General features: G+C 70.6%; 25 protein-coding genes and 1 tRNA gene. 19 read left to right on the top strand and 7 right to left on the bottom strand.

The annotated features are described in order from the left end of the window. The first annotated feature begins 142 nt into the window (after positions 1 to 142). Together OG568_RS27235 and OG568_RS27230 are read left to right on the top strand one after the other, a co-directional pair. A complete protein-coding gene (locus OG568_RS27235; RefSeq protein WP_329533450.1) occupies positions 143 to 799 on the top strand; it encodes an RNA polymerase sigma factor in 657 nt (218 codons plus the stop codon). After that, positions 796 to 1,911: a CU044_5270 family protein gene (locus OG568_RS27230; RefSeq protein ID WP_329533449.1), complete on the top strand. Its 1,116-nt coding sequence runs from the start codon at positions 796 to 798 to the stop codon at positions 1,909 to 1,911. The genes OG568_RS27235 and OG568_RS27230 overlap by 4 nt, the downstream gene beginning before the upstream one ends. A gap of 61 nt (positions 1,912 to 1,972) precedes the next feature. Here the strand turns inward: OG568_RS27230 and OG568_RS27225 are convergent, their stop codons facing one another. From OG568_RS27225 to OG568_RS27215, 3 genes are all read right to left on the bottom strand, one after another. Next, entirely contained in the window at positions 1,973 to 3,964 is a 1,992-nt protein-coding gene (locus OG568_RS27225; protein ID WP_329533448.1) for a copper resistance CopC/CopD family protein, read from the bottom strand. Positions 3,965 to 4,059: 95 nt separating this feature from the next. Then, positions 4,060 to 4,752 (bottom strand): GNAT family N-acetyltransferase, encoded by a 693-nt coding sequence (locus OG568_RS27220; protein ID WP_329533447.1) that lies wholly within the window; start codon positions 4,750 to 4,752, stop codon positions 4,060 to 4,062. Further along, a complete protein-coding gene (locus OG568_RS27215; RefSeq protein ID WP_329533446.1) occupies positions 4,742 to 6,844 on the bottom strand; it encodes a penicillin acylase family protein in 2,103 nt (700 codons plus the stop codon). Before OG568_RS27215 ends, OG568_RS27220 begins: the two co-directional genes overlap by 11 nt. Before the next feature lie 78 nt (positions 6,845 to 6,922). Here OG568_RS27215 and OG568_RS27210 point away from each other — a divergent pair, with 78 nt between their 5' ends. The 5 genes from OG568_RS27210 (at position 6,923) to OG568_RS27190 (ending at position 9,663) form a co-directional block, all read left to right on the top strand. After that, a complete protein-coding gene (locus OG568_RS27210) occupies positions 6,923 to 7,477 on the top strand; it encodes a siderophore-interacting protein (RefSeq protein ID WP_329533445.1) in 555 nt (184 codons plus the stop codon). A 36-nt stretch (positions 7,478 to 7,513) separates the two neighbouring features. Next, positions 7,514 to 8,098, top strand: coding sequence for an HhH-GPD-type base excision DNA repair protein (locus OG568_RS27205; protein ID WP_329533444.1), 585 nt, complete (start codon positions 7,514 to 7,516; stop codon positions 8,096 to 8,098). Between the two features lie 219 nt (positions 8,099 to 8,317). Further along, positions 8,318 to 8,962, top strand: a complete 645-nt coding sequence (locus OG568_RS27200) for an HdeD family acid-resistance protein (protein ID WP_266583687.1) — start codon at positions 8,318 to 8,320, stop codon at positions 8,960 to 8,962. A 194-nt stretch (positions 8,963 to 9,156) separates the two neighbouring features. Then, the gene (locus OG568_RS27195) at positions 9,157 to 9,447 is read left to right on the top strand and encodes a hypothetical protein (protein ID WP_329533443.1); all 291 of its coding nucleotides are present in this window, start codon (positions 9,157 to 9,159) and stop codon (positions 9,445 to 9,447) included. Between the two features lie 69 nt (positions 9,448 to 9,516). Then, positions 9,517 to 9,663, top strand: coding sequence for a hypothetical protein (locus tag OG568_RS27190; protein ID WP_266432917.1), 147 nt, complete (start codon positions 9,517 to 9,519; stop codon positions 9,661 to 9,663). A 149-nt stretch (positions 9,664 to 9,812) separates the two neighbouring features. Here the strand turns inward: OG568_RS27190 and OG568_RS27185 are convergent, their stop codons facing one another. Beyond that, complete coding sequence (locus OG568_RS27185; RefSeq protein WP_329533442.1) at positions 9,813 to 11,417, bottom strand: helicase HerA-like domain-containing protein; 1,605 nt, start codon at positions 11,415 to 11,417, stop codon at positions 9,813 to 9,815. Positions 11,418 to 11,522: 105 nt separating this feature from the next. Here OG568_RS27185 and OG568_RS27180 point away from each other — a divergent pair, with 105 nt between their 5' ends. Together OG568_RS27180 and OG568_RS27175 are read left to right on the top strand one after the other, a co-directional pair. Continuing rightward, positions 11,523 to 11,819, top strand: a complete 297-nt coding sequence (locus tag OG568_RS27180) for a type II toxin-antitoxin system VapB family antitoxin (RefSeq protein WP_003999914.1) — start codon at positions 11,523 to 11,525, stop codon at positions 11,817 to 11,819. Between the two features lie 156 nt (positions 11,820 to 11,975). Beyond that, positions 11,976 to 12,620: a LytR C-terminal domain-containing protein gene (locus OG568_RS27175; protein ID WP_329536469.1), complete on the top strand. Its 645-nt coding sequence runs from the start codon at positions 11,976 to 11,978 to the stop codon at positions 12,618 to 12,620. Between the two features lie 208 nt (positions 12,621 to 12,828). On the opposite strand, the gene upp is transcribed toward OG568_RS27175, so the two are convergent. Both upp and OG568_RS27165 read right to left on the bottom strand, forming a co-directional pair. Next, on the bottom strand, positions 12,829 to 13,464 hold the full coding sequence (upp, locus tag OG568_RS27170) for a uracil phosphoribosyltransferase (protein ID WP_054235115.1): 636 nt from the start codon (positions 13,462 to 13,464) through the stop codon (positions 12,829 to 12,831). 54 nt (positions 13,465 to 13,518) lie between these two features. Further along, complete coding sequence (locus tag OG568_RS27165; protein ID WP_329536665.1) at positions 13,519 to 13,848, bottom strand: hypothetical protein; 330 nt, start codon at positions 13,846 to 13,848, stop codon at positions 13,519 to 13,521. Between the two features lie 332 nt (positions 13,849 to 14,180). Here OG568_RS27165 and OG568_RS27160 point away from each other — a divergent pair, with 332 nt between their 5' ends. The 8 genes from OG568_RS27160 to OG568_RS27125 all read left to right on the top strand — a co-directional run bounded on the left by OG568_RS27160 (position 14,181) and on the right by OG568_RS27125 (position 19,248). Continuing rightward, positions 14,181 to 14,723, top strand: coding sequence for a tRNA adenosine deaminase-associated protein (locus OG568_RS27160; RefSeq protein WP_329536468.1), 543 nt, complete (start codon positions 14,181 to 14,183; stop codon positions 14,721 to 14,723). A 175-nt stretch (positions 14,724 to 14,898) separates the two neighbouring features. Further along, positions 14,899 to 15,330, top strand: coding sequence for a tRNA adenosine(34) deaminase TadA (tadA, locus tag OG568_RS27155; protein ID WP_266434060.1), 432 nt, complete (start codon positions 14,899 to 14,901; stop codon positions 15,328 to 15,330). Positions 15,331 to 15,430: 100 nt separating this feature from the next. Beyond that, positions 15,431 to 15,515: transfer RNA gene (locus OG568_RS27150), tRNA-Ser, on the top strand. Positions 15,516 to 15,694: 179 nt separating this feature from the next. Next, complete coding sequence (locus tag OG568_RS27145; RefSeq protein WP_067377012.1) at positions 15,695 to 15,874, top strand: hypothetical protein; 180 nt, start codon at positions 15,695 to 15,697, stop codon at positions 15,872 to 15,874. 40 nt (positions 15,875 to 15,914) lie between these two features. Further along, positions 15,915 to 16,208, top strand: coding sequence for a Dabb family protein (locus tag OG568_RS27140; protein ID WP_329533441.1), 294 nt, complete (start codon positions 15,915 to 15,917; stop codon positions 16,206 to 16,208). 201 nt (positions 16,209 to 16,409) lie between these two features. Next, positions 16,410 to 17,303 (top strand): RNA polymerase sigma factor SigF, encoded by an 894-nt coding sequence (locus tag OG568_RS27135; protein ID WP_443077771.1) that lies wholly within the window; start codon positions 16,410 to 16,412, stop codon positions 17,301 to 17,303. A 244-nt stretch (positions 17,304 to 17,547) separates the two neighbouring features. Beyond that, positions 17,548 to 18,456, top strand: a complete 909-nt coding sequence (locus tag OG568_RS27130) for an RNA polymerase sigma factor SigF (RefSeq protein WP_266432909.1) — start codon at positions 17,548 to 17,550, stop codon at positions 18,454 to 18,456. A 501-nt stretch (positions 18,457 to 18,957) separates the two neighbouring features. Further along, positions 18,958 to 19,248: a hypothetical protein gene (locus tag OG568_RS27125; protein ID WP_329533439.1), complete on the top strand. Its 291-nt coding sequence runs from the start codon at positions 18,958 to 18,960 to the stop codon at positions 19,246 to 19,248. Positions 19,249 to 19,290: 42 nt separating this feature from the next. Here the strand turns inward: OG568_RS27125 and OG568_RS27120 are convergent, their stop codons facing one another. Continuing rightward, positions 19,291 to 19,488, bottom strand: a complete 198-nt coding sequence (locus tag OG568_RS27120; protein WP_054235117.1) for a hypothetical protein — start codon at positions 19,486 to 19,488, stop codon at positions 19,291 to 19,293. A 255-nt stretch (positions 19,489 to 19,743) separates the two neighbouring features. Between OG568_RS27120 and OG568_RS27115 the strand changes: the two genes are divergently transcribed. Further along, positions 19,744 to 20,235, top strand: a complete 492-nt coding sequence (locus OG568_RS27115) for a MarR family winged helix-turn-helix transcriptional regulator (protein WP_266432904.1) — start codon at positions 19,744 to 19,746, stop codon at positions 20,233 to 20,235. A gap of 18 nt (positions 20,236 to 20,253) precedes the next feature. Continuing rightward, positions 20,254 to 22,791, top strand: coding sequence for an MFS transporter (locus OG568_RS27110; protein WP_329533438.1), 2,538 nt, complete (start codon positions 20,254 to 20,256; stop codon positions 22,789 to 22,791). Positions 22,792 to 22,853: the final 62 nt, after the last annotated feature.

The raw sequence follows: 22,853 nt of genomic DNA, 5'->3' as shown, positions 1-22,853 counted from the left end.
ATCCACCCCTTCCCTTCAAGCCACCCGTACGATCGCCCGTCGTGGAGGACCGGCTGGAGCGCGCGGCGAAGCCGGGACATGTGACGCAGGTCACGGGAAGCCGGTGTCGGGTGCCGGACAGCTCATAGGGGTGAGCATTGATATGCGTACCCGGGTACGGGCCGGGGACTCGAGCGCCTTCGCGGAGCTCTTCGACAGCTATGCACGCGCGGTCTACAACCATGCCTTCCGGCTGACCGCCGACTGGTCGACGGCCGAGGACGTGATGGCCGCGACCTTCCTGGAGGCATGGCGGCTGCGCGACCGGGTCGACCCCGAAGGTGGCTCGCTGCGGCCCTGGCTGCTGGGCATCGCCACCAACACCGCGCGCAACCAGTACCGGAGCAACCGGCGCTACCGGCAGGCGGCGCAGGCCGCCGCCGCGGCCGAGCTGTCGGTGCCCGACCACGCCGAGGACGTGGCCGGGCGGGTCGACGACCGGCGCCGCCTCGCGACCGCCCTCACCGCCCTCGCGGCACTGCGCCCCCCGGAGCGCGAGGTCCTCGCGCTCTGCCTGGGGGAGGGCCTCGACTACGAGGCCGCCGCGGAGGCGCTGGGGATTCCGGTCGGCACGGTCGCCTCCCGGCTCTCCCGTGCCCGCAAGAAGCTGCGCGCCCTCACCGACCCCGGGCCGGCGCGCGAAGAACCCGGACCGCCGCCGAGAAAAGTTCGCGGAAGACGGGAAGGCGGCCGCCCCGGCCGACAGATAACAGGCGATCGCACCCAAGTGATCCGGCCCGCACAGGAAGGAAACCGATGAACACGAACACGCCCCGGCAGAGTCCGGCCGAGCAGCACGAGCGCGCGAAGCAGTTCCTGTCCCGCACGGCGCGCGATCTCCCGGCGGGCCGTCACCAGTTCCACAAGGAGCGCCTGATGGCCCAGATTCACCAGACCCAGCAGGAAGAGCGCACGGCGGCCGCCGAGACGGTGGCCCCGGCGCGGACCCGGCGGCTGCGGCTGCCACGTCCGGCGATCATGCTGCCCGCGCTGGCCGCCGCGCTCGCCGGGACGGTCGTCGCCGGGGTGGTGCTGAACGACAGCGGCGGGGTCAGGGACGCCGGCGTCGCCACCGGACCCGCCCTCACCACCCACATCGGTGCCGCGACCACCAAGGGCGTCCCCCAGCTGCTCGACCAGATCTCGCTGGCGGCGGCCGAGAGCAAGGGAACCCACCCGGCCGTCAAGCCCGGCCAGTACGTCTACATCGAGTCCAAGACGGCCGACTCGTTCGTGAAGACCGTCGGCGACAAGAGCAGCCTCGCCAGTCACGCGCTGCACCGCCGCCAGGTCTGGATGTCCTCCGACGGCACCAAGGGCTGGCTGATCGACCCGGCCGTCAACGACAGCTCCGAGGGCGAGACCCTGAGCCTGCCCGACGAACAGGGCAACACCCCGGTCGGCAGCCTGAACCACCCCACGTACGACTACCTGGCCGAGCTGACCACCGACCCCGACACGATCCTGGCCAAGATCTACAAGGAGACCAAGGGCCAGGGCAACACCCCCGACCAGCAGGCGTTCGAAACCATCGGCGACCTGCTCGTCGAGAGCTACCCGCCGGCGGAGCTGTACCCGGCCCTGTTCAAGGCCGCCGCGAAGATCCCCGGAGTCGTCGTGGTGAACGACGCGGTGGACGCGGTGGGCCGGCCCGGGATCGCGGTGGCCCGGCTGGACGAGACCAGCGGCGAACGCGAAGAGTGGATCTTCGACAAGAAGACCCATGTCTTCCTGGGCGACCGCTCGGTCAAGGTGACCGCGAGCACCGGCGAGGACGCTCTGATCAAGCCCGGCACCGTGACCTTCACCAACGCCATCGTCACCCGGGCCGTCGTCGACGGTATGAAGCAGACGCCCTCGGCGACCGGCTGACGTACCACCCGCGGGCGGTACGGGACCGGTACGCCGGACGCGGTGCGGGAAGGGACCCGGGTCAGCCGATCTTCACGGTCTTCGACACCGTGACCTGGTCGATGTCGGTGGTGCGGACCGTGGCCTTCATGGTCCAGGTGCCGGCCACCGGGAGAGTGACGCCGTCGGCGGCCCAGTAGCCGCCCTTGTCGGTCAGCTCGGCATCGATCGGGCCGATCTGCTGGGACTCCAGGGTGAAGGTGAGGCGCAGTTCGGGCACGGTGGCGAAGCCGCCGTCGGAGCCGTAGATCACAGCCTGCACGGAGTTCTCGCCCACACGGCTCGGTGTCAGTTGGATCTGCACCTTGCCGTGTCCGCCCTTCGTGCCCACGTCGAACGGGATCGTCGTCATCGAGGCCGTGGCCTGCCCGGCGGCCTCGGTGGCGGAGGCCGCCGCGGCCTCGGTGGCCGCCCGGCCCGGCTGGGTACCGGTGAGCAGGGTGGTGATCACCAGCACGACGACGCCGACGACGACCTCGACCAGCACCGAGCGCCGCAACGCCCGCCGGTACTGGTCGGCCTCGTCGGAAGCCTTGCCGGATGTTTTGGCGGAGGTCTTGTCCGTGGTCTTGTCGGAGGGTCCGCGATCCGGATCCGGCGCGTCTTCGTCCGGAGCGTCTTCGCCCGGCGTGTGGTCGTCCGGTGTGTGGTCGTCCGGTGTGTGGTCGTCCGGTGCGTCGTCGTCGGGCGCGCCGCCGGACCCCTCGGCTCGTACGTCCGCGGTGCGTACGCCGGTGGGGGCGGCCAGGGCCCCCACCGTCTCCGGCACCCGCTTCTCCACCCGTACCGTCGCCGCCGTCCGTTCCTCCTCCGCCGCGAGCATCAGCCGTCCCGTCCAGCGGCGCGAGGCCCCCGCCCCCGCGAGCAGCACGAGCACCGCCACCAGCTTGGCGAGGAGGAGTCGGCCGTAGGAGGTGGAGGTGAGCGCGTCCCAGGAGCCGAGGCCGCGCCAGGACTGGTAGACGCCGGTGACGACCAGGACGGTGACCGAGGTGAGGGCGAGGCGGGAGAAGCGGTTGACGACGGCCGCGGGGAGCGGCTCGGCCGACCGGTGCAGCGCGGTGAGCAGGGCGCCGAGACCGCCCAGCCAGACCGCCATCGACAGCAGGTGCAGCACGGAGGAGACCATCGCCACGGGGACCTGGATCCCGGCGGACGCGTGCTCGGCGACGGCCCAGGTGACGGCGAGGGAGACGGTGAGCAGCCCGCCGAGTGCGAGAACGACCCGCCCTCGCGCCTGCTCCCGTACCGGATAGAACACCGCCGCCCCGAGCAGCACCAGCCGCGCCAGCAGGGCCAGTCCCGGCCTGCTGGTCAGGGTCTCGCTGAGGACGGACGGGTCGAAGGCGTCCGCCGGTCCGCTGCCGCGCTCGTACGGTCCGCGCAGGAGCAGCAGCGCGACGGTGGACCCGGCCAGGATCCACCAGCCGGTGAGCAGCAGTCGCCGTACCGGGCCCGGGAATCCGCAGACCAGGACGAAGGTGGCCGCGCCGATGAGGAGGGCCAGACCGCCGTAGGCGAAGTAGCGGGCGGCGTCGTAGAGCGTGCCCGCGGCGGTGTTCCCGTCGGGGTCGACAAGGACGGGCGGGGCCGTCGCGGAGGGTTTGCCGATGGAGAAGGTGAAGGCACCGGAGATCGGGTGGCTGTCGGCCGACACGACCCGCCAGGCCACCGTGAAGGTGCCGGTGCCGAGGCCCTTGGGCAGGGTCACGCGGGCGGTGTCGGAACGGTCGCCCGCGTGCCCCGGATCACCGGTGTGGACGCGCCGGTTCTCCGGGGTGAGCACGCGGAAGGAGTCGTCGAGGAGTCCGATGGACTCGCTGAAGGTCAGGGTCACCTCGGTGGGTGCCGTCTTCAGCACGCTGCCGTCCTGTGGATCGGTGCCGGTCAGCGCGGCGTGGGCGGACGCGCCGCCGACGCCGCCGAAGAGCACCAGGACCAGCACCGTGCCCAGCAGCGCGAGTCCTTGGGCGATCCTTCGTCGCTCCCGCTGTCCGCCTCCACGTTCACTCACACGCCGTCTCCGTAGTCTCCGTCGTTCCCGCGGTCTCCGCAGGTCTCCGTATTTACCAGAGTCACGGATACGTACGGACGAATCCGGCGCCGTGCTCACTCCCCCGGCGGGGAGCCCGCCGGGGGAACCGGCGAGGAAACCGGCGGGGACGCCGTCGCGGAACCCGGCCAGGAACCCCCTGAGAGGGCCGCCTCCCGCGTCAGGAAGGCCAGGCGGGCCCGCTTCTCGGGCAAGTGGACATCGGGGAGGTCGATTTCCGGAAGCACGATCTCCGGGCCGGCCACGAAGCCCTGCCGGACCAGACGCGCGATCGCCTTCTCGTTGCGCGCGTCGGGTTCCACCACGACCCGCCGCCGGTCGAGGCCGATCAGCACATACGCGGTGAACGCGGTCAGCAGCGCGGACGACCAGCCGGGCCGGCCACCGCCAGGCCCCGCGTGACCGATCAGCAGATGGACGCCGATGTCGCCGGGCTCGACGGCGTAGCACTCGCTCACCCGGTCGGCCTCCGGCTCGTACGTCTGGAAGAGCGCGGCGGGCTCACCGTCCTTGACCGCGAGGAAGGCGTGGTGGGTGTCGAGGGAGTCCAGGTGGACGTACGTCTCCAGCACCTGCTGCTTCGTGAGCCCGTTCATGCCCCAGAACACGGCACGCTCCTCGCTCACCCAGCGGTGGATGACGTCCAGGTCGGCGTGCGGGTCGACCGGCAGGACGCGCACGGTCCCGAAGCCGTCGAGCTTCTCCTCGTGCACGGCCTCGCGGTCGGCGCCGTACGACTCACTGCTCATGGCTGTCCTCAACCTTCTCTGTCTCCTGTTCCTGCGTCAGCCGGCTCCAGTCGGTGATGACCGGGGCCAGCCCTCCCTCGATCCACAAGGGGAGTTGGTCGCGGTGGTGGGCCGAGCCCGGGACGCCCGAGGCGCCGAAAGGGACCACCCAGAGGCTGTGGTCGCGGTCGGCGAGGTCCCAGACGTAACGGGCCGCCGGGCCGCGCGCGCTCAGGTCGGTCAGGCCGGGGACCGCCGAGGTGCACAGCACGCAGTCGTGGTCTCCGGAGAGCCCCGGTTCGTCGTACGAGGTGGTGGTGAGCGCGCGCCACGGCGCGAGCCGGTGGGTGTCGCCCCAGACGCCGAGCGGTCGCGCGGCCGCCTCCTCGACGGCCTCGCGGACGAGGGCGGCGCGGTCGATGCCGTACAACTCCTCGGCCTTCAGCAGGTGTTCGAGGGCGAAGCCGACGCGGGGGAGGAGGGCGAGCCAGGGGCGGAAGACCTCGGGGTACGCGGGCGGGTCGGCCAGCGCGGCGAAGGCGGGGTGGGCGGCGAGCCGCCGTACGACCGCGCCGCGCACCGCGGAGTACGCGGCCGCCGCCATGCTGTCGGCCGTCATCCGGCGGTCCCAGCCGAGCAGCCGGTCCCGCAAGGCGGTCGCTTCGATGCCGAGTCCGTCGAGCGCGGCGAGGTGGTCCATCAGGGGCGCGGCGGAGCCGAGATGGGTGTCCATGTGGATGTCCGCCATCTCCTGGGCCGTCCACTTCGGCCGCTCGTCGAGGAGCTGTCGGATCCGGACGGCACGGTGCGGCGGGGCGAACTCGACGCCGAGCGGGCTGGCCGGCCCGCGCTGGTTGGCCATCACGGCGGCGCCGTCCTCGACCGTCCCGTACGGCATCTCGTGCCAGCCCCGCCACTCGTGCCCGGGCTCCCAGGCGGCGACGATCCGGGTGCGGTTGTCCGAGCCGCGGAGCGGGACCCGGCCGGCGACCCGGTGCAGTACGCCGCCCTCGGTGTCGGCGGCCTGGACGACGTTCACGGGCTCGGCCCAGTGGTCGAACGCCCGGTCCACGTCGGCCACTTCGCGGGCCCGCAGGAGGGGGAGGAGCGCGCTGAAGCCGAGGTCCTCGGTGACGCGGGGCGGGTAGCGGAGGCTGATGGGTCCGACGTCCTCGGTCCGCTCCGCTCCCCCGATGACGACCGGCCCGCGCGGGGTCTCGACGATCTCGACCTCGACGGGTTCACCGCCGGCCACCTCGACCGTCTCCACGTGCCGGGCCACGGCCCGCCACTCCCCGTCCGGGTCGAGCGCCTCCCATCCTTCCGGTCCCCGAGGTCCGGCGCGTCGCAGCCGCTCCCGGTACAGGTCCTGGTAGTCGGCCATCGCGTTGGTGATGGCCCAGGCGACGGTGCCCGTGTGGGCAAAGTGGGCGATGCCCGGGACGCCGGGGACGGCGAGGCCGACGACGTCGAACTCGGGGCAGGAGAGGTGGATCTGCTGGTAGACGCCGGGGTCCTCGATGAAACGGTGCGGGTCGCCCGCGATGACCGGCCGCCCGGTGCCGGTCCGCTCGCCCGTGACGAGCCAGCCGTTGCTGCCGGAGGTGCCGGGACCGTCGGCGGCGAAGAGGTCCACGGCCTCCGGCCCGATCCGGCGGACGACCTCCTCCCTCCACAGCTTGGCGGGGAAACCGGCGAAGAGGATGTGCGTGCCGAGCCAGACGCCGAGCGGGGTCCAGGGCTCCCAGCGCCCTACGGCGAGCCCGGTCCTGGCGAACTCCGGTGCGTGCCCGGCGCCTTCGGCCAGCCCCTCGTTGACACCCTCGACGTACGCGACGACCCAGGCGGCGGTCTCCGGGTCCCGTCTCTCCAGGGCCGCGAAGCAGCGTCTCGCGGTGTCGTCGAGCCGGGCCCGGCGCGCGAACCGGTCCCAGTCGACGGCCTCGGCGCCGAGGAAGGCGGCGGAGGTGCCCTGCGAGCGGTGCCGTTCGACCTCCAGCTGCCAGGCGCGGTCGAGGGCGGTGACACGGCCTTGGGCGCGGGCGAGGGCGAGGGCGCTGCCCGCGCGCAGGTGGGGTATCCCCCACGGGTCACGGTAGAGCTCGGCGGTCACAATCCATCCCCACTTTTATCAGGTTAGGCTAACCTAACTTCCATTGTGGCGAAATCGTACGCGAGGGGCGGACAGACGATGGCTCAGGGGCACGGCTGGGAAGGCGCGGTACTCAAGCTGCTACGCGGCAAGGACTTCGAGTTCACCGTGACCGGGGCCGAGGACATCACCCCGCGCTACCGCCGCCTGCGCCTCACCGACGGCGGCATGCTCGCAGCGACCGGAGTGCACCCGACCATGTGGGTCCGGCTGTGGTTCGACAACGCGGGCAAGCCGCACCAGCGGGCGTACACCCTGGTCGACCCCGACCCGGCGACCGGCACCTTCGGCCTGGAGTTCGCGCTGCACGAGGGGCGCGCGAGCGACTGGGCGCGGGCGGCGAAGCCCGGGGACACCATCGAGGCCACCGTCCACGGCACCGCGTTCACCGAGCCGGACCCCGCCCCGTCCCACGTCTTCGCCGTCGCCGACGCGGCCTCCCTCCCGGACCTCCTCGCGGACCAGTCCGCCCCCTACGTCTGGATCGCCTGCGACACCACCACGACCCGGGCCCTCACGGCGTACGTCCGCAAGGAACTCTCCGTCCCGAGGCAACGGGTGAACGCCATGGGCTACTGGCGTACGGCGTCCTGAGAGGCGTTCGGGACCCGCACGCGGGATCATCGAGGCATGGACGTCAGCCTTCACATCGCCCAGGATCCCGAAGCCGACGCGCTGCTCAGCCGCAGTCCCCTCGCCGCCCTGACCGGGATGCTGCTGGACCAGCAGGTGCCGATGGAGTGGGCGTTCAAGGGACCGCGCACGATCGCCGAGCGCATGGGCACGGACGAGCCGGACGCGCACGACATCGCCGCGTACGACCCGGAGAAGTTCGCCGCGCTGCTCTCCGCGAAGCCGGCCGTGCACCGCTATCCCGGGTCCATGGCCAAGCGGATCCAGCAGCTGTGCCAGTACCTCGTGGAGCACTACGACGGGGACGCCGCCAAGGTCTGGGAGGGCGTCAAGACCGGCGAGGAGCTTCTGCGGCGACTCAAGGAACTGCCCGGCTTCGGCGCCCAGAAGGCCCAGATCTTCCTGGCCCTCCTCGGCAAGCAGTTCGGTGTGCGGCCCAAGGGCTGGCGCGAGGCCGCGGAGGCGTACGGCGAACCGGACTCCTTCCGCTCCGTCGCCGACATCACCGGCCCGGAGTCCCTGGCGAAGGTCCGCGCCCACAAACAGGAGATGAAGGCCCAGGCGAAGGCCTCCGGCAAGTAACCCCACGCCCCTCGTCCTCAAACGCCGGACGGGCTGAAGATGCGCGCCGGCGCTTCTGAGGGGCGCGGGGCCGTGACATATGCAGCTCCGCCGCGTGGGCGCGACCAGCCCCCACCGGGCCGCAGCCGACGGATGCACCCCCGCGGGGTGAAGGACCCCGGGTCCGTCGGATGGGTCACCGAGGTGGCAGCCCACCCCCACCCGGCCAAAGCATGAGTCATGAGCGAGGCACCGAACCGCCCCCACCAGGGCCCTCAGTACGACGACCGCCACGTCCACGACCGCGAGCCACGCGTCGCCCCCGAAGGCCCCCTGCACCTCATCACCCGCAGCGCCTGGCAAGCCGTCCTGCTCGCCGGCATCGCGGCCCTCGCCCTCGGCGTGATGGTGCTGGTCTGGCCGGGCGCCTCCCTGCTCGCCGCAGGCGTGCTCTTCGGGCTCTACCTGCTCGTCAGCGGAGTACTCCAGCTCGTCTCCGCGTTCGGCACCCACGCCGCGACCTCGCTGCGCGTCATGGCCTTCATCAGCGGCGCCCTCTCGATCCTGCTCGGCCTGTTCTGCTTCCGCGGCCCGATGCAGTCGATCCTCCTGCTCGCCCTGTGGATCGGCATCGGCTGGCTGTTCCGCGGCATCACCCAGACGCTCGCCGCCGCGTCCGACCCGACCGTGCCGGCCCGCGGCTGGCAGATCTTCCTCGGCATCGTCAGTTTCCTCGCGGGGATCGTCCTGATCGTGTCCCCCTTCACCTCGGTCGCCGTCCTCACCCTCGTCGGCGGCTGCTGGCTCCTCGCGGTGGGCGTCACGGAGATCATCACGGCGTTCGTGATCCGCAGCCGCGTCAAGCACATCCCGGCCGTCGTCTGACCGCACGACGCACCACGACGGCAGCACACGGCACCACGTCGTACATGTCGTTCGTCAACCCCGCGCCTCGCTCGTAGCCCATGAGAGCGGATCTCGCCGCCGACCCGATGAACCACCCACTCCGGATGGGGACACGACCTCCTATGAGCCCCTCTGCGCACCGCCGGCCGCGCCCGCCGCACCGGCACGCATGGATGCGATTCCTGACGCTCCTCGTCCTCACGATCCTCGCGGCGGGCGCCCACGTCGACGCCCTCGCCACGACCCCTGTCGTGGCCACCGCCGACACCGACTGCGGCAGCGAACACGACGTACTCGACACGGCCCTTCGCCCGCCCACCCGACAGGAGCACCGCCCCCTCACTCCGCTGCGCCCCGCACCGACCGCTCCCTGCGGCCCGGAACCGGCGCCCCACCCCCGTCACCTACCGCCGTCGCGCTCCGGCACGCTGCACGCCCTGCGCTCCGTGGTCCTGCGCTGCTGACAGGCCCGGCCCGGCCTCCGGACCGTCCTCACCAGCCAGTCAGCGAACCAGCGAACGCAAGGAACAGCCATGCCCAACGACCCGTACGCGGTCCTGCGCGCCCTCCTGCGCGCGGAAGCCGTCCGCGACACGCCCAAGCCGAAGCCCGAGCTCAGGCCCGCGCCGGACGCCCGGCAGGTACAGGCACCTCCGCCCGAGGAACACGGGAACAACTAGGCACAACGGCACAACGGCACAACCGGGGGAAGCCCGAGGCGACCGCCCCGACGACGGGCGGTCGCCTCACCCCCATCGACTTCCGGCCGCCGGCTATCGACTGGCGGCTATCGGCTGGCGGCTATCGGCTGGCGGTTACCGACCACTGGCTACCGCCTGCGCCGAGCCGTCCCGAAGAGGGAGCGCGTGATCTCCCGGCCGATCTGCGTACCCACCGACCGCGCCAGGGACTTGAAGATGCCGCTGCCGACGACCTGTTCGACGACCGAGGGTTCCTCCTTCGCCCGGCCGCCGCCCTTCGCGGGCGCCCGCCCGGCCCCCGGAGCCGCCTGTGCGGCTGCCTGCACGGCGGCCGCGTCGCGCGCCGCGAGCTTCTCGTACGCCGACTCGCGGTCGACCGCCTCCGCGTAGCGCCCGTACAGCGGTGACGCCTGCACGGCCCGGTCCAGAGCGGCCGGTTCGACGGGGCCCATCAGGGACCGCGGGGCCCCCAGCCGGGTCGCCGCGACCGGCGTCGGGGCGCCCTTCTCGCTCAGCACGGTCACCACGGCCTCGCCGGTGCCGAGGGCGGTGAGGACCTCCTCCAGGTCGTACACGGAGTTGGGGAAGGTCTTCACCGTGGCCTTCAACGCCTTCTGGTCGTCCGGCGTGAAGGCGCGCAACGCGTGCTGGACACGGTTGCCGAGCTGGGCGAGGACGTCGGACGGCACGTCCTTCGGGGTCTGCGTCACGAAGAAGACACCGACCCCCTTCGAACGAATGAGCCGCACGGTCTGGGTGATCGACTCCAGGAAGGCCTTCGACGCGTCGGTGAAGAGCAGATGCGCCTCGTCGAAGAAGAAGACCAGCTTGGGCTTGTCGATGTCGCCGACCTCCGGGAGGTCGTGGAAGAGATCGGCGAGCATCCACATCAGGAAGGTCGAGAAGAGCTGCGGTTTGTCCTGGACCTCGGGGAGTTCGAGGACGGACACCGTCCCGCGGCCGTCCGACGCCGTCCGCAGCAGCTCGCTCGTGTCGAACTCCGGCTCCCCGAAGAACGGGCTCATGCCCTGTGCCTCGAAGGCCGTCAGGGAGCGCAGGATCACGCCCGCGGTCGCGGACGACAGGCCACCGATGCCCTTCAGTTCGGCCTTGCCCTCGTCCGAGGTCAGGAAGGTGACGACGGCCCGCAGGTCCTTGAGGTCGAACAGTTCCAGGCCCTTCTGGTCGGCGTAGTGGAAGATCAGGCCGAGCGACTGCTCCTGGGTCTGGTTGAGCTGGAGCACTTTGGACAGCAGCACCGGGCCGAAACTGGTGACCGTCGCCCGTACGGGAATGCCGTGGCCCATGCCGCCGAGCGCGTAGAACTCGGCCGGGCAGGCGCTCGGGGTCCACTCCTGATGGACCTCTTGGGCACGCGCCAGCACCCTGTCGTTCGACACGCCCGGCACCGAGATCCCGGAGACGTCACCCTTGATGTCGGCGAGGAACACCGGCACGCCCTGAGCCGACAACTGCTCGGCGATCAGCTGCAGCGTCTTGGTCTTGCCGGTGCCGGTGGCACCCGCGACAAGGCCGTGCCGGTTGAGCACGGACAGCGGGATGCGGATCCGCGCGTCCGGCAGACACCGCCCGTCCCAGATCAGTGCGCCCAGGTCGAGCGAGGGTCCGGGGAACGCGTAACCGGAGGCGATCTCCAGGGCCTCCTGGGAGAGCCCGGGAGCGCCGCTCACACCTTCGGGTGCCACCGCGGGAGGTGCTTCGCTGTCGCTCATATCAGGCCCCTGTTCCCGGTTTGCACTGATTTACGGCGTCTTTTCCAGCGTCGCACTCCGTCGCCATGGCTGCGCCCGGAAGGTCTGGGCCGGTAGGCTTTCCGTGTGATCTTCAAGCGCATCGGAAACGGACGGCCGTACCCCGACCACGGCCGGGAAAGCACCCGGCAGTGGGCGGACGTCGCGCCGCGCCCGGTCCGCCTCGATCAGCTCGTGACGACCAAGGGCCAGCTGGACCTGGAGACCCTCCTCGCCGAGGACTCCACGTTCTACGGCGACCTGTTCGCGCACGTAGTGAAGTGGCAGGGCGACCTGTACCTCGAGGACGGCCTGCACCGCGCCGTACGCGCCGCGCTGCAACAGCGCCAGGTGCTCCACGCGCGCGTGCTCGAACTCGACTGAGGTCGGGCGCCGGGGGCGCAGGGGTCTCTTCGAGACCCAAGACCCCCACCCATTGACCCTTTTGGGTTGGACTGCGTCTCGACCGATGATCATTTAGTAGGAATCACCGCCGCGGCACACTACGCTGCGCCCATGAGCATGCTCACTCCCCCTGGCATGGGCGGCCAGTACCGGATCACGGGGGACAAATACCCACGGATGCGCCGACCCCGGGGGCGTCGCAGGCTCGTGTTCCTGGTCGTCGCCTCCGTCACCGCGCTAGGGCTGGTCGGGTGGGGAACCCTGCAGCTCATCGACGTCTTCACGGGCAAGGGCGACAAGGCCACGGCGGCCGGTCCGAAGAGGGACTGCACGTCCGCGGTCGGTCCGTCGGCCGAGGCGACCACGGCGTCCACCACGTCCGGCGTCGCCGGAGCGCTGCCCAAGCCCGGGCAGATCACCGTCAACGTCCTCAACGCCACAGCGCGCAGCGGGCTCGCCAAGCAGACCGCGGACGAGCTGAAGAAGCGCGGGTTCCGCATCGGCGACGTGGGCAACGCGACGGCCTCGTACGACAAGAAGGTCGCCGGCGCCGGGGTACTGCTCGGCGCCAAGGGGGCGGCGCGGGCCGCGCTGCCCGTCCTCGGCACCCAGCTGTCCGGCGCCGAGGTGAAGACGGACGGCCGCGCCCAGGCCGACCGGGTCGACCTGATCATCGGCACCGCCTTCAAGAGCCTCACGAAGAAGGAGGACGCCGACAAGGCCCTGGCCACCCTGGCCGGGCCCCAGCCGGCCGCCTCCGCCTCTCCGAAGAGCTGCTGAACGGCGAAGGCTGTCGGCGGCCCCGTAGGACCGCCGACAGCCCGTAAGAGCATTGCATGACCGGAACGGACGTTGAGGGCCCTGTAGGGGCCACTGAAGGGCCCGTAGGGACCGTTGAAGGCCCGGAAGGGCCGTTGACCCGTCGAGGCCCGTAGGGACCGTTGAAGGCCCCATAGGGCCGTGAGCGCGCCCGCAGAGGTGCGGGAACCTACTCGGCCGCCCCGTACATCCGGTCCCCCGCGTCGCCCAGCCCCGGCACGATGTAGCCGTGCTCGTTGAGCCGTTCGTCGACCGACGCGGTCACGACCGTCACCGGCGTTCCCGCGAGTTCGCGCTCCATGACCTCGACGCCCTCCGGGGCGGCGAGCAGCACCACGGCGGTGACATCGTCGGCGCCGCGCTTGATCAGCTCCTGGATCGCCGCGACGAGCGTGCCGCCGGTGGCCAGCATCGGGTCGAGGACGTACACCTGGCGCCCGGAGAGGTCGTCCGGCATGCGGGTCGCGTACGTGGACGCCTGGAGCGTCTCCTCGTCGCGCACCATGCCCAGGAAACCCACCTCGGCGGTCGGCAGCAGCCGCACCATGCCGTCGAGCATGCCGAGGCCCGCGCGCAGGATCGGCACGACCAGGGGGCGCGGGTAGGACAGCTTGACGCCCGTGGTGGGGGCGACCGGGGTCACGATGTCGACCTGCTCGGTGCGCACGTCCCGGGTGGCCTCGTAGGCGAGCAGGGTGACCAGCTCGTCGGCGAGCCGCCGGAAGGTCGCGGAATCGGTGCGCCGGTCGCGCAGGGTGGTGAGCTTATGGGCGACCAGGGGGTGGTCGACGACGTGGAGACGCATGCCCATAACAGTAGCTGTGCCCCCAGGCCCCTCGCTCTGGCATCAAACCGCCCGTCAGAGGGAAAGTGGGAGGGACCGACCTGGGGTGGTGGGCCTATGCCGGACCGGGAAAAGGAGTCCCCGGAGCAGTTGGAGCGACTTGGGCGAGCCGAGGGGGCCGAACGGGTCGAAAGGACCGAGCGGCTTCACCGCGTCGAACAGGCCCAACAGGCTCAACAGGCTCAACAGGCCGAGCGGATCGGGCGGGCCGAACGGGTCGGGCAGCCGGAGCCGGACACCGAGCGCCGACGGCGGCGTGCCCAGTTCCTCCGGGACCTGACCGAGGCGCGCGAGCTGCGCGACCGCGTCCAGCCCCGCCGCGCCAAGGCCGCTCGCCTCCGTCACGCCATGCGCATGCGCACCTTCCGTTGGTAGCCCCTTCGGTGGCTCCTTCGGTGGCTCCTTCGGTGGCTCCTTCGGCAGCTCCTTCGGCAGCTCCTCGGTGATCCGCCCACGCCGTGAGAGCGGGGACATGCACACACGACGCCGAGGGCCGCGTACGATCCGCTGGTAGCGATCAAAAGAGGCAGACACAGCAGGCCGAAGACGTCCCCTGAACGCTCTGTTTCTGCCACGATTCCGAGTGGGTGGGGTCTCGGAGCAGCACTCCCCGCCCAAATCGACCTCCGCCGGGGGGACCCCCAACCGGCACGCCTATGACCAGTGGGAGAGTCACGGTGTACTTCGCCGCACTGCTCGCGCGCACCGAAGACGGGTGGGAAGCGAGCGACACAGAGCTCGACGATGTGGAGACCCTGTCGGATCTGATCGATCTGGCCCGTGAAGCCTCGGACGAGGACACGGTTCTCGTACTCATCGAGCAGGAGGACGCGTGGTTCGGCGTCGTCCGCGTGGACGGCGAGGAGGACCCTCGCATCTACGTCTCGGACGCCGCAGCCGCTGCCCGCAGCTCGTACGGCGAGATCCTGCTCACGGACGAACTACTAGGACGGGAGCCCGGCGACGACGACGCCGACCTGGACTCCCTCGACCTGGACGGCACCGAGGACGGTGAACCCGACGACGCAGACGACTCCGAGGACGACGAGGAAGAGAGCGTCTCCGGCGAAATCGTCTCGCACAGCCCCGTCGGGGACCGCGAGATCCTCGTCGACCTCGGTGTGAGCGAGAAGGAACTGCTCGCCCTGGACGAAGGCGACGCGCTCAGCACGATCGCCGAAGCCTTGGGAGCGGCGGAGGTCCTGGAGACCGTCCGCTAGGGCCTGTCGATTGGATCAGGTCCCAGGGCCTGATCCAGAAGACAGGTCCCGGTTCCCGTAGTTCCGGGTGAGGCGGTTTCCCGGGCGATCCCGATAGATTTCCCGGGTGAGCCCGACAAAAGAGACCTTTCCAGCAGATCCGGCAGATCCGGTACGCGACCGCTGGCGGGCCGCGATGCGGCTCGCCCTGGACGAGGCCCACCAGGCCGTCCAGGGCGGGGATGTTCCCGTCGGCGCCGTCGTGCTGTCCACGGACGGTACGACGGTGCTCGCGACGGGGCACAACGAACGCGAGGCCACCGGCGATCCGACGGCGCACGCCGAGGTGCTCGCGATCCGTGGGGCCGCCCAGCGGCTCGGCGAGTGGCGGCTGACCGGCTGCACGCTCGTCGTCACGCTGGAGCCCTGCACGATGTGCGCGGGCGCGCTCGTCCAGTCCCGGGTGGACCGGGTCGTCTACGGCGCCCGCGACGAGAAGGCGGGCGCCGTCGGTTCCGTCTGGGACCTCGTACGCGACCGTCGGCTCAACCACCGCCCCGAGGTGATCGGGGGCGTACTCGAGGACGAGTGCGCGAGCCTGCTCACGCGCTTCTTCCGCGACCGCTGACGCCGCTCCCCCGTGACCACCGATCACGGGACGTTGATCCTTCAAGCGCCGCCGGAAACGGATTTCGAACCACGGCCCACCTTGGGGTAGGGTCTCCCTCGGTAGCGTGTCCGAGCGGCCGAAGGAGCTCGCCTCGAAAGCGAGTGTGGCGCAAGTCACCGAGGGTTCAAATCCCTCCGCTACCGCTTCAGAAGGGCCCCGTCGACAGACGGGGCCCTTCGTGCGTACAGGGCGCCCGCGCCGCCGACAGGCCCGGCAAAAGGCCTGGACCAGCGGGCTGTTGGTCCATAAAAGTGGGGCGAAGGTTACACTCGCCGCCGGCACACGGGGCCCAGTGGGCGCAGCAGTCACAGGGGAGGCCGCGATGGCGGTGAATTCGAAGAAGATCGCCGTCTACATACTCGTGGTCTTCGCGCTGTACGTGATCATCACGGATCCCGCGAAGGCCGCCGACTATGTCCAGATAGGGTTCGAAGGCATTTCGACCGCCGCTCGGTCCATCGGCGACTTCATGACGTGGATCGCCGACGGGGCCAAGAACTGATCGGCCGCCCGCGCACGGCCCGTACCACCAGGGAGTACCCGTGATCCGCCATCTGGTCCTCTTCAAGCTCAACGAAGGCGTCGAACGTGACGACCCCCGCGTCGCCGAAGGCGTGGCCGCCTTCCGCGCGCTCGGCGATCAGATCCCCGAGCTGCGGTTCTGGGAGTGCGACTGGAACATCACCGACCGGCCCATCGCGTACGACTTCGCGATCAACTCCGCGGTCGACGACACCGACGCCCTGAAGCGGTACTTGGAGCATCCCGCGCACCAGGCGGGCGTCGCGGTGTGGCGCGAATTCGCGACGTGGGTGATCGCCGACTATCCGTTCTGAACCGTTCCGAGCCGACCCGCTCCGGACCCCTCGCCGTAACCGGCGGGGGGTTTTTCTGCTCCTTATGCCCCAACTCTCCCTAAATCCTGTTCAACACGTGGTTATCCGGTGCTTGCACACAGTGCACATGTCTTGTGATGCTATGACCGCTTTTGACGGATGAGTTGATGGATCTGACGGATCACAGAGGTGGAGTTGACCGTGCCGGCCAGTACTGCGCCTCAAGCACCGCCACAGGAAATCCCCCAGGAACGCGTCCCCACGGAACGCATCGCCACGGAACACATCGCCACGGAACGCGTCACCCCGGAGCAGGTCACCCCCGAGCGACGCCGTGGCGCCGACACCCGGGCCCTCACCCAGCTGCTCTTCGGCCAGCTCAAGACGCTGGAGCCGGGCACCGCGGAGCACGACCGCGTACGCGGGGCGCTCATCGAGGCGAACCTGCCGCTCGTGCGGTACGCGGCCGCCCGCTTCCGCTCCCGCAACGAGCCGATGGAGGACGTGGTCCAGGTCGGCACCATCGGCCTGATCAACGCGATCGACCGCTTCGACCCCGACCGGGGCGTGCAGTTCCCGACCTTCGCGATGCCGACCGTCGTCGGCGAGATCAAGCGGTACTTCCGCGACAACGTCCGCACCGTCCACGTACCCCGCCGGCTGCACGAGCTGTGGGTGCAGGTGAACAGTGCGACGGAGGACCTGACGACGGCCTTCGGGCGCTCCCCCTCGACCGCCGAGATCGCCGAACGACTGCGCATCACCGAGGAGGAGGTGCTGTCCTGCATCGAGGCCGGACGCTCGTACCACGCGACCTCCCTCGAAGCCGCCCAGGAGGGTGACGGGCTGCCCGGGCTGCTCGACCGGCTCGGCTACGAGGACCCGGCCCTCGACGGGGTCGAACACCGCGACCTGGTCCGCCATCTCCTCGTACAACTGCCCGAGCGCGAGCAGCGGATCCTTCTGCTGCGCTACTACAGCAATCTGACGCAGTCACAGATCAGCGCCGAGCTGGGAGTCTCCCAGATGCATGTGTCAAGGCTGCTCGCCCGCAGCTTCGCGCGGCTGCGATCCGCAAACAGGATCGAGGCGTAACCGACAAGAGCGAATCGCTCAACGTCTCCTTTTCCGACAGTTCAGCGCTGAAAAACCGTCAGACCCCCCTTTTCCAGGGCCGATTCACCCCCTCCATGTCGACATGTCACTACAGCGTGTTGCCGACATGTGACATTCTGCCGGAAGAGCGTTTGGCGCAGCCCCGCCGCCGGTATTCAGGTGGAGGCTGCGTTCCTCCGACGGGAGCGTCCGCCGCTACCGTCCGCGACCCAAAGGGGGTGGCATGTCCGCAGACCAGGGCAGCTCGAAGGTGCTCACGCTCACGAAGAGCGAATCCGCGCCCGACGCGCTTCACGATGTCCCGGCCCTCCCGGCCCCCGATGCCGCTCCGGCACTCGAAGCCGTCCCGGCGCCCCCCGAGACCTCGGGGGCCATCGACACCCGCACCCTGTCCCGCTCCCTGTTCCTGCGGCTCGCCGCACTCGGCGAGAACAGTCCCGAGCGCGCCTACGTCCGGGACACCCTCATCGAGCTCAACCTCCCGCTCGTGCGGTACGCGGCGGCCCGCTTCCGCTCCCGCAACGAGCCGATGGAGGACATCGTCCAGGTCGGCACCATCGGCCTGATCAAGGCGATCGACCGCTTCGACTGCGAACGCGGCGTGGAGTTCCCGACGTTCGCGATGCCGACGGTCGTGGGCGAGATCAAGCGGTTCTTCCGTGACACCTCGTGGTCCGTCCGCGTCCCGCGGCGCCTCCAGGAGCTGCGCCTGGCCCTCACCAAGGCCAGCGACGAGCTCTCCCAGAAGCTCGACCGCTCCCCGACCGTCGCCGAACTCGCCGCGGTCCTGGGCGTGTCGGAGGAGGACGTCGTCGACGGCCTCGCGGTCGGCAACGCCTACACGGCCTCCTCCCTCGACTCCCCGGCCCCCGAGGACGACGGCGGCGAGGGCTCCCTCGCGGACCGCCTCGGCTACGAGGACACCGCCCTGGAGGGCGTCGAGTACCGCGAGTCGCTGAAGCCGCTGCTCGCCAAACTCCCGCCCCGCGAGCGCCGGATCATCATGCTGCGCTTCTTCGCCAACATGACCCAGTCGCAGATCGGCGAGGAGGTCGGCATCTCGCAGATGCACGTCTCGCGCCTTCTCACCCGAACCCTGGCCCAGCTCCGCGAAGGCCTCATCTCCGACTGAGACCTCCCCGCCCGAACTCTTCATAATTGACGGATCGTCAGCCACACTGGCGCGATGCGTCGAGCGACCTGGCTCCGTGGCCGTAGAGGCGCCCTGGTGGGCGCCTCTACGGCTGTTGTCTGTCTGGGTGCCGTTCTGGCCGCCTGCGGGGGCGGTGGGAGCGGCGGCGGATACGTGGCGGTGGGGGCGCCCGCCGGTCCCGGACCGGTGGTGGCCCCGACCGGGAACGTCTCACTAACCCCACTGCCCGGGACCACGTCTCCCGCGGAAGCCGCCAAGGGAGCCCCGCGGCAGGGCAGTTCACCCCAGCACTCCGGCTCCCCGGGTGGGCCGTCAGAGCCCGGCGGCCGGGTTACGCCGACGCCGTCGTCGGGCGACGACGGCAACTCCGCCCGTACGAGCACCGGTTCAGGCACCGCATCCGCGCCCCCCGCTCAACCGACCCCGGGGTCCACGGCGACCACCAGTCCCCCCGGTTCCGCCGGCCCCGCCGTTCTCAGCGTGAGCGCTCCCACCCGGGAGGCCACCGACGAGCGCTGGTGCGAGAAGGTGACCGTCTCCTTCCGCAACACCGGTGGCACCGCCGTGCGTTCGGGCACGGTGACCCTCGGGACGCACATCATCGGGGCGCTCGGCATCGACTGGGCGACGATCGACTCGACGCGGGACCTGCCCGCGCCGATCGCCGCGGGAGCGGGCAGCACAAAGACCTGGACGGTGTGCGTCGACGACTGGCGCGTGCCGCTCGGCATGCACATCGAGACGCAGGACGTGTCCGTCCAGTGGAAGTAGCCCGCCTCCACCGGTCCTACCGGCGGGGCGGGTCGGAGCTCATTACGCCAGCGCGAGCCACGCCACGGCGGCTACGACCGCCACGGCGACGACGATGCCGATGATCAGGCCGATGCGGGGGCCCGCCGGGGCGGCCGCCTGCTGCTGTCGGGCCTGGGGCCCTTCGTCGACGAAAGCGCGGAACATCTGGGTGCTACCCGCGGGGTCGTAGTTGCCCTCGGGGCCCTGGGTGTTTGCCATGGCCCAGGACCCTAGCGAATACCCGCTCCCCACCCAAGTGCAGGGTTCCCCTCGGAGGCGCAGCCCAGAGGCACAGCCCAGACGTGGCTCGGTCGGTCCACAGTGCGTTCAAAGCCTCGTACGCCCTCCACCTGCAAGTTTACGTTCGCCAATACTTGCCTTTGCCATCTTTTTAGCCCAGCGCCGGCGATATCGTTTGCCTGCAGCAACCAACTGGATTTATGGTTGCCCCAAGCAACGAACATGGGAGGTGTGATGGCCGAGCAGGCGCAGTACGAGGAATTGGCTCGTCAGCTCAGTGCCATCGGCGCGGTGAAGCGGGAGCTCGGGCGGATCCTGCCGCACGACTGCCCCGCGGGCTCCGCCGCCGTACTGACCCTCCTCGGCCGGCACGGCGACATGCGGATGAGCAAGCTCGCCGAGCTGCTCGCCGTGGACATGTCGGTGACCAGCCGCCACGTCGCCCACGTCGCCGACCGGGGCTGGATCGAACGCCTCCCCGACCCCGCCGACAAACGCTCCCGCATCCTGCGCCTCACCGACGCGGGACGCGAGCGGCTCGTCGAACTCTCCCGCCGTTCCTCCCAGCTGTTCGCCGACCGGCTGAGCGACTGGTCCGACCACGAGGTCGGTCTGCTCATCCATCTGATGGGCCGGCTGCGCGAGAGCTTCGGTGACTGCCGTGCCGTACCCCGGCCCCCCTATGTGCCGGAAGCAACCGAACTGACCACCCGTACACCCGCGTAAGACAAGAGAAGGAAGCCCATGGCAACGACCACACCAGCCGGTGTGCGGGCTCACGCCAAGCACGGAGGTGGACCCTCCGACGGCACTCCGATGACACACCGCCAGATCATGGAGGCGCTCTCCGGCCTGCTGCTCGGCATGTTCGTCGCGATCCTGTCGTCGACGATCGTCACCAACGCGCTCCCCGAGATCATCGGCGACCTGGGCGGCGGCCAGTCCGCCTACACCTGGGTCGTCACGGCCTCGCTGCTGGCCATGACCGCGACCACGCCTCTGTGGGGCAAGCTCTCCGACCTGTACAGCAAGAAGGCGCTCGTACAGATAGCCCTCGTCATCTACGTGTTGGGATCGGCCGCCGCCGGTCTGTCCCAGAACCCCGGCATGCTCATCGCATGCCGTGTGATCCAGGGCGTCGGCGTCGGCGGTCTGTCCGCCCTCGCCCAGATCGTCATGGCCGCGATGATCTCCCCGCGTGAGCGCGGGCGTTACTCCGGTTACCTCGGCGCGACCTTCGCTGTCGCAACGGTCGGCGGCCCGCTGCTCGGCGGTGTCATCACCGACACCTCGTGGCTCGGCTGGCGCTGGTGCTTCTACGTCGGCGTGCCGTTCGCGTTCATCGCGCTGATCGTGCTGCAGAAGACCCTGCACCTGCCCACCGTGAAGCGGGACGTGAAGGTCGACTGGGGCGGCGCGTTCTTCATCTCCGCCGCGGTCTCGCTGCTGCTGGTCTGGGTCACCTTCGCCGGTGACAAGTACGACTGGATATCGGGGCAGACGTACGCGATGGTGGGAGGCTCGATCGTCCTCGGGCTGCTGTTCGTGCTCGTCGAGTCCAAGGCGAGCGAGCCGATCATCCCGCTGCGGCTGTTCCGCAACCGCACCATCACCCTCTCCTCCCTCGCCTCGCTCTTCGTGGGCGTCGCGATGTTCACCGGCACCGTCTTCTTCAGCCAGTACTTCCAGCTGGCCCGGGACAAGTCCCCGACGATGTCGGGCGTCATGACCATCCCGATGATCGGCGGCCTGTTCATCGCCTCCACGGTCTCCGGCCAGGTCATCACCAAGACCGGCCGGTGGAAGTACTGGCTGGTCAGCGGCACCGTCCTGATCACCGCGGGCCTGGGCCTGCTGGGCACCATCCGCTACGACACGGATTACTGGCACGTCGCGGTCTTCATGGCGCTGCTCGGTCTCGGCGTCGGCATGACGATGCAGAACCTGGTGCTGTCCACGCAGAACCAGGTCGCCCCGTCCGACCTCGGCTCGGCCAGCTCCACGGTGACGTTCTTCCGCTCCCTCGGCGGTGCGATGGGCGTCTCCGCGCTCGGCGCGATCATGTCCACCCGGATCAGCGACTACGTCAAGGACGGCCTGGCCGGCCTCGACCCCAAGTACGCGGCCGCCGCGTCCGCCTCCGGCTCCGGCACCATCCCGCACATGGACGCGCTGCCCGCCCCGCTGCGCACCGTCCTGGAGAGCGCCTACGGTCACGGCATCGCCGACGTCTTCATGATCGCCTCCGTCCTGGCGCTGCTCGCCTTCCTCATCGTCCTGTTCATCAAGGAGGTCCCGCTGCGGACCTCGGGCGCGCTGGCCCAGGCCGCGGAGGCCAAGGCGGAGGCTCCGGCCGCCGCCGAGGCACCCGCCTTCGCCGAGGCGCCCGCCGCCGAGGAGAGGATCCCGAGCTGGGCGGCGGCCGTCGCCGAGACGAGCCCCGCGGCCGGACCCGAGGGCACGCAGCGGCTCGCCGCCGTCGCCACCGCGACACGGGAGAGCGCCCCGCTGCCCGCCTCCGGCGGCATCCCGGTCCGCGGTCACGTCCGCGGCACCGAGAGCGCACCCGTCCCGCAGGCCGCGGTCACGCTGATCTCACTCGCGGGACGGCAGCTGGGCCGGTCGGTCGCGCAGGCCGACGGCTCCTACGCGGTGGACGCGCCCGGCACGGGCTCGTACGTCCTGATCGCCTCCGCCGACGGTTTCCAGCCCCAGGCCTCGACGATCGTCGTGAACGACGAGCCGGTGGCGTACGACATCCTGCTGAGCGGCACGAGCGGGCTGAGCGGGTTCGTCCGGGCTGCCGGGACCGGCACCCCGGTCAAGGACGCCATGGTCATCGTGACCGACGTCCGCGGTGATGTGCTGGCCACCGGGACCACCGGTGAGCAGGGCCAGTTCGCCTTCACCGAGCTGGTACCGGGTCCGGTGACCATCGCGGTGAACGCGGCGGGCCACCGCCCGCAGGCCCTCCCCGTCGAGGTCGGCGGCGCCGGGGTCACCCGGATCGAGGTCGAGCTCAGCGCGGGAGCCCAGCTCCAGGGTGTCGTACGGGCCCCCGCCGGCCCCCTGGCCGACGCCCGGGTCACGCTGGTCGACGCGGCCGGCAACGTGATCGGCACCTCCAGGACCGGCACGGACGGCGCGTACGCCTTCACCGACCTGGACGGCGGCGAATACACCGTCATCGCGACGGGTTACCCCCCGGTGGCGACGGCCCTCACGGTCTCCGGCCGTGGCGTCGACGACCACGACATCACCCTCGCCCACCCCGGCGAGTAGCTGATACCCCGGCCCGTGGGGACGCGCGCACTCTGAGCGGAGGTGCGCCCCCCACGGGCCGG

Origin of the sequence: Streptomyces sp. NBC_01450, assembly GCF_036227505.1 — a bacterium.
GTDB lineage: Bacteria > Actinomycetota > Actinomycetes > Streptomycetales > Streptomycetaceae > Streptomyces.
This window is presented reverse-complemented; position numbering and strand designations above follow the sequence as displayed.